The following is a 6,418-nucleotide window of genomic DNA, read 5'->3' as shown; positions in this document are numbered from 1 at the left end:
AGTAATTGTTGGTGCTGGTGGCAAATTTGGGACTGGCGCTGGATTTTGAGTAATTGTTGGTGCTGGTGGCAAATTTGGGACTGGCGCTGGATTTTGAGTAATTGTTGGTGCTGGTGGCAAATTTGAGACCGGCGCTGGCGTCGGCGTTAATGTTTGTGCTGGTGCTGGCGCGGGTGCTGGCGCTGGTTCCGGTGCTGGTTCCGGTGCTGGTGCTGGTGCTGGCGCTGGTTCCGGTGCTGGTTCCGGTGCTGGTGATGGTGCGGGCGCTGGCGCTGGCGCTGGTTCCGGTGCTGGTGATGGTGCGGGCGCTGGTGTGGGTGCTGGTGATGGTGCGGGTGCTGGTTCCGGTGCTGGTGCTGGTGTTTGTAAAGGTGCAGGTGCGGGGGCTGGTTCCGGTGCGGGTGTTGGCGCGGGTGTTGGCGCGGGTGTTGGCGCTGGCGCGGGTGCTGGCGCGGGTGCTGGCGCGGGTGCTGGTGCGGGTGTTGGTGCGGGTGTTGGTGCGGGTGTTGGTGCGGGTGTTGGTGCGGGTGTTGGTGCGGGTGTTGGTGCGGGTGTTGGCGCGGGTGTTGGCGCGGGTGCTGGCGCAGGTGCGGGTGCGGGTGCGGGTGCGGGTGCGGGTGCTGGTGTTGGTGCTGGTGTTGGTGCTGGTGTTGGTGCTGGTGTTGGTGCTGGTGTTGGTGCTGGTGTTGGTGCTGGTGTTGGCGCTGGCGCTGGTGTTGGTGCTGGTGTTGGTGCTGGTGTTGGTGCTGGTGTTGGTGCTGGCGATACTGAAGAAGCCGTAATGTTAATTTGGGTCGGCTGTACTATCTGAGGGTCGGGGCTGAAATAACTTCCCTGTGTAATCACATTTTCCTTCTTTGGACCCCCAGTGGCAATGCTGCCAGCAGTACCGTTGAGTTTGTTATAGTCGGGCCCGATACTGAAAAGAGTGTTCGAGGCTTCCCCGCCGTGGCGAATGGTGATATCTCCACCATTGGCGCTACCAGTCGTGGATGCGGAAATGCTGCAAGCTTGCGACAAGCAGTTGTTATCGTTTGTGAAAGTGCCTGTAGCTCGGAAATTACCGCCGGCTGTAATGTCAATCTCTCCTCCGCCTGTTCGGCCTTCGGTGTTGATATGGGTTACTTCGATATCGTTGCGGGCGTTGAGGGTGACTTCGCCACCTTGTTTTTCTTCGGAGTTGGCGTCTATGAACCCTGTTTGAATGCTGCTTGAGGGTGCTGCAATACTAACGCCTCCGGCGTTGCTGGTTTTGTCGATCGAGCTTGCGTTGATATTGCCTGTTTCTACTTTTCCTGTACGGCTGGTGACGGTGATGTTGCCGCCTGCGGTGGTTTCAGAGTGGGAGTCGAGATCCGCAGTGCTAATGTCGCCACTAGCTTCTAGGGCGATTGGGCCACCTTGGGAAGTTGTCAGGTTTCCGCTGACTACAATGCTGTTCGCTGCTTGAATTTCGATCGCCTGAGCGTTTGCATCTTTTAGTGCCACATCCCCCGCAGCTACGGCTCGGTTAGAGGCCGTGAGTACCAATTCACCGCTGGCATTGACGCTGATGCCTGTAGCGTTTGTTTCACCGATGCCTGTGAGCAGTTCGGGCAAGGTTGCGATCGAGAATGTCGAAGCTGTGCTGGATCTTTCTGTGGTGCTCGTCGCTGAGGGCGGCTCGATTTCCAAACTCAGCAAATTGCCTCGCTGGCGGATCTGCACTAAATTTGTCCCGGAGACTGATGCTACGGTAATTTGCCCGTCTGGGGCCGAAACGCTGCCTGTGCTGACAACGGTGCCGCCGAGCAAGGTTAAGTTCTGCCCTGACTTGACTGCTAAGTCTGCCGTGCTGATAATTGCCCCTGCTCGATCGGCTCCAAAAGTAAAGGAATTGGGCGCGCCTGTCAGAGATGTGTAAGTGCTACTACCGACAGCGTTAAACGAGTTAGAACCAAATCCAATAGCGGTGGCGGTGGTTGCTGTGAAAGAAGCCGGCACGTTTAAGCTGGCACTGTTGCCAAATATGATGCCGGATGGATTCATCAGAAACAAGTTAGAATTGCCGCCGGTTACTTGAATTAAGCCGTTAATAATCGAGGGGTTTCCGCCACCTATGCCCGCTAAAATGTTGCGAATGTTGGGGTTTGATATAAAGTTGGCAATCTGATTTTCCGACAAGCCGAATTCTGTAAAGCTGTGGAAAAGATTTTGTTTATCGCTCGATAATTGTCCGCCTTCAATGTCGAAGCGAGTTGGCTGCCCAGGAGTTCCATTTTGGGGTGCCGGAGTGACTGTTGTGTTCGTTCCTTCCGCCGTTGGAACAATGGTTTGACCTTCGGCTTTTGCTTGCAAAAAGTAAAGATTAATTAAGATAATTGGCAGAGAAAGTGCCAGTTTGCTTATTCTTTTTTTCGACAGAAATTTAGCCTTTATTTGAAAATTTTTGGCGGTTTCCATAGGTTTTTAATGGGTAAAATATATACACAAAAATTAGGTAAAGAAACCTAGTTTCTCTGAAAAATTGGAGTTAAAGGCTTTATATTTATGAAGCTAGCGGGTTTCGGACTGCAAGTGCGTTCCAGACTCACTTTCCCGACTCACTGAGGAAAATTTCCCTGTAAAATTTGCCTCTGCATTTGCAATTCCCCGAGCGTATCTTCTCCACAATCTAAATATAACTCGCAATGCCTAGAAGCTGTATCTTCCGGATGACATATAAAAAAGCTGGCTTTCCTAGACGCACTCCGACACCTAAAAACCGTTTTTTTTACATTAGTGAGAGTTTGAAGGAGGTCTGGCCGTTTAAAAAATCGGCTTATGCGCCCAGAACTTACCGGGAAAAATCCACGTAAAAAAATTTTCTTTTCCTTTTATAAAAAAGACCAAAAAAAGCCGGCTCTACAATTGCCGACCCTTAAAATTCTGACAAAAATAAGAAGTCCTGGACGCAACGCGTACATAAAGTGTAGGGTGCGTCAGAAACGGTCGATTGCTTCTTCATTCCTGGACGCAGAAACCCTGTTTTTTTACGAAAACACTTGGTTACAGCCCAAGGCTTAAAAAACTCGCTTTCTTTGGTAGTCCTGGACGCCAAGCTGCATAGAAACCGGGTTTGTTAACGAAAATAATTCGTTGCCGCCTGCAGAAACGATAAAAAAACCCGGTTTCTTTAGTCTGTATCCGTAAGTCCTGTCCTTGCTTCTTCCTTGTTCCTTCTGGCGGCTGCCTTTCGGTTTTAATCTGTCGCCCTGTTGCTGTTTAATGGGGTGTCCAGGCGGATTTGTTGAATGATTTAAGAGTTAGTTGGGAGAAGTTTGGACGGTGGGCGAGGGACTGGGTGAAGCAGGGCGCGGTGAAGCAGGGCGCGGTGAAGCAAGGCCCGGTGAAGGAGTGGATTGGTTGGATTTTTTGAGGCCGATAAAAGCATCGTAACGGGTGGTACGATCGCCAATGACGGCCGCTGTAACGCCGATCGACCGCGTGGCGTCTATCCACATTTTTTGGTTGGGAGGAAACTCCGGCAAAGCTAGGTTTTTGGGGTTAAACGCACTCTCGATGTCGATGAAGAAATTGCCGTTGTGGGGTTTAAGTTGCGATCGTACAGTTTTCTGGAACAGTTCGCTGCTTAAAAGCGGACTTTTCGGTTCCGGAACGATCGCATCAACTATGGGAGCTCCTACTGTCATAAACGCTACATCGTTCATCCAACCGCGAGTTACCGTAATCCCTCCAAACGGCGATGTCCATTTAATCGCCGGTTTGCCGCCGACTTGAATTTCCTCAACTCTAAACCCTTTCATTTTCATCGTTTCATCAAGCTGTTTCAGGGATTTGTTGGCTGCGCCCCGGTTGTTTGTTTCCACCATAAATACAAATCCGGCAGCAAATTTGTCTCTGGGATTCTGGGCGGGCGCTGGTATTAATGATAGAGAAAATTCTCCCGCCATCCAGTTCATCAAGTCTTTATCTAAATCCATGCCGGTAGTGGATTTTAAACCTGTGCGTAAAACTTGGGGATTAATCGGGGAAATCGGGTTTGCCTCGGCTCCCAATACGTAGTCTTGCCACAAACGCTGCAAGTTGCCACCGGATACCATCATTATTGTATTGCTTGGCAGGCGGTTAACCATTTTTAGAGCATTGTTTTCTACTGCTATCCTTCTGGTAGAATCTGGTTTTAGCCAAGAGATTGATTTGAATCCAATTCCTTCTGCTTCGAGCGTCGCTGTGGTGGCAAATCCCTGATTTTGTTGCAGTTTTTCGAGGTTTTCTGGCGAAATTTCACGGGCTGAGTTGGCGGCGGCATAGGCGGCGGCAACGGGCATATTGACGTAGATTTGACCGAAGGCGCCCGGACTTTTTATTTTGTCTATGGCGTCTGCATAGCCGGGGGTTTTTGCTAGGGAAGGTTCGCCTTTGTAGGTGTCGATTATTCTGTCTGTAGCGCTAGGATCTGTGGTGACTGCTAGATAGTTGGTGCCCAATACCGCGACGGAGAAATTGCGATCGGGTACGCCTTGAGTTTCTGTGACTTGCACGCCTTTATAATTACGCTCAACTATTTTTCCTTGGCTGAGAGGCCTGGGTTTTGTTAATAATTCTTTGGCTTTGAGCGGGTTGGCAATTGGTAGGATAATTGCCACTGACTGTTGAATTGGCGGAGATGGGGGCGTATTGGGTGGGGGCGGGGGGGCTGGTATAGCTATTTTGTTGCGGAGAAAAGCCACCATTGCTGTGTTACCCACCCAGGGTTGAATGTCTTGCTGGTAGGCGTAGCCGTTGCTTGTGAGGAGGCGATCGCGCATTTCGCTTAAAAACCTCTCAAACGAAGCTTTTGACTCGGGCGTGCCAAACTCTCGCAGTCTATTCCACTGCGATTCATCGGTGCTGATGGATAGGGCCATCATCGTATCTTGCGGGACAACGGTTGCCCCCGCTGGCAAATCTTTGGCGGGCCCACGGGAGATGACGAGGTAGTAGGTGACAAAGCCTAAACCGATCAGAAGTGTGGCGGCTCCGATCGTAAACAGCAGGGAAGATTTATCTTTCTTAAACATTATTCGTAAGGTTCGGGTGCTCGCAACATGATAGATTATTTTCTTGGCTCATGTAACAGATACATTAGCAGATACATATAACCGGGCCAATCTAGGAAACTCGAATTTAGCCCTCCCGGCACAACCTGAAAAACAGTTTTTTTTTGAATCAGACAGTAGGTTAGACCCGGGGAACGAAACCCCACACAAAAAATGTAGCAAGACTTTTGTGAAATCGTATTAACTGAATCAGTTTCTGGCCTTAAAGTCTTTAAAGATAGTTTGAAACGAGTACATCAGCCGGTGGACATCGTTTGTGGCTCTAGGAAAAATGTTGAGTTCCCATTTTTTGCGAGCAGTAGTTAGCAGTTTTGCTACGGGTTGGGAGTAACTGTTAGAAATGAAATAGCTGCCACCTTCGTAGCGAATATCTGACGCTAAGCCGATAAAAGCTCCAGCCATTTCTAGTTTAAGTTCTGAGGTGCTGTGTTCGGATTTTACTGCTAAAATTACCTGCGAGTGCCGGGGTTCGCGGTTGAGCAAGCGGCAGATATTCGCTTCTTTTTGGTACAAAATTAAAACGTTGCAATTGTGGAGAACTCCGGCTCTACCTTGGACTTTTACTCCTAGGTGAACTTCCAGGGGTGGTTTGTCGGGAAATTCCACAACAGCGTGAGTGTATGGATGTGCAGTTCCGTGGATTTTTCCCGCCGTTTTTCTAAATGTTAAATATTTTGGTGTTTCGTCGTCTAAAACATTGTTGTAATAAATAATACCGCCTTCATTAGCAACTGCTTTTAGCAGAATAGTGAATAGGTAAGTGTCAAAAATTCTGGATTGTTCTGCTGCTGTATTAAACTCGGGATCGATCGAGCTTTTTAATTTGCTTTTAATTTCGGAATTTATGGCGTAGTTGCTGGGCCCGGAGGGCAGTTTTTCGAGCAAGTGCTTGAGGGCGATCGCCTGTTTGTGACGGGGGGCTGTGACGCTGGAAGTAAACTCGATTGTTTTGGCAGTTTCGGCACCTGAATTGGCAAAGGTAATTTTTGTGCCGAGGGGAGAGGTTTCTGATTCTACTTTCAAGAAATAAGCAATTTCGTCTTCCATTTCGGAAGTGTTGACCGTCGCTTGTTCGACAGCATTAATTAATAGCAAAAGTTGTTCTTTTGCGGTATAATCTTCTATCTTGAGCAGGGGTGTTTTTCTTTTGAGCGATCGCTCTTCAATTACTTTACCTATCTCTACAGTATCTGCTACTTGTTGAACTACCCAACCTAAATTAAACTCATTCAGAATTGCCGCCAGTTCCTGATAGAGTTTGGCGTACTCAATCTCGTCCATAATGGTTTCTGCGTTGCACACTATTCTGATTATACAAGATAGTTTGATTTTTTGGT

3 protein-coding genes are annotated in these 6,418 nt (G+C 49.0%); all 3 read right to left on the bottom strand.

The genetic code is table 11. The annotated features are described in order from the left end of the window. The coding region (locus tag QUA42_RS09810; protein ID WP_333137125.1) for a two-partner secretion domain-containing protein at nt 1–2,442 on the bottom strand (2,442 nt) is incomplete at its 3' end. A gap of 842 nt (nt 2,443–3,284) precedes the next feature. After that, a complete protein-coding gene (locus QUA42_RS09805) occupies nt 3,285–5,042 on the bottom strand; it encodes a DUF3352 domain-containing protein (protein WP_333137124.1) in 1,758 nt (585 codons plus the stop codon). Between the two features lie 228 nt (nt 5,043–5,270). Then, entirely contained in the window at nt 5,271–6,362 is a 1,092-nt protein-coding gene (locus tag QUA42_RS09800) for a hypothetical protein (RefSeq protein ID WP_333137123.1), read from the bottom strand. Between the last annotated feature and the right edge of the window lie 56 nt (nt 6,363–6,418).

Origin of the sequence: Microcoleus sp. Pol11C2, assembly GCF_036701505.1 — a bacterium.
Lineage (GTDB): Bacteria > Cyanobacteriota > Cyanobacteriia > Cyanobacteriales > Microcoleaceae > Microcoleus.
The sequence above is the reverse complement of the archived record's forward strand: the minus strand, read 5'-3'. Positions and strand labels throughout refer to the sequence as shown.